Genomic DNA, 217 nt, shown 5'->3' with positions numbered 1-217 from the left:
GGATGTAGGCTTGCTTTTCGATAAAGAGGGCAATGTTGTTCGTATGATTCTGACCAATATCCGCAATTATCCAGAGGCAGCCGTAATTACGGCTGAAGAGACGGATTTTGAGCATCGTCTGTTTATTCGCGGTATTGAGGACGGAGAAGATGTCCAATACACTGTGCATCCACAGGCGATGATTGTACAGCATAATCAAGAGACGCAGATTGCACCA

The 217-nt window shown here is 45.6% G+C and carries 1 pseudogene; it reads left to right on the top strand.

Annotation, left to right across the window (positions count from 1 at the left end):
- Positions 1-217, top strand: a pseudogene (locus LKX83_RS33385) (RIP metalloprotease RseP); the annotation flags it as partial.

The organism is Cohnella baijiui, assembly GCF_020731285.1.
In the GTDB taxonomy this organism is placed as follows: domain Bacteria; phylum Bacillota; class Bacilli; order Paenibacillales; family Paenibacillaceae; genus Cohnella.
Note: the sequence above shows the minus strand (reverse complement) of the source record. Positions and strands in the feature narration are given on the sequence as shown.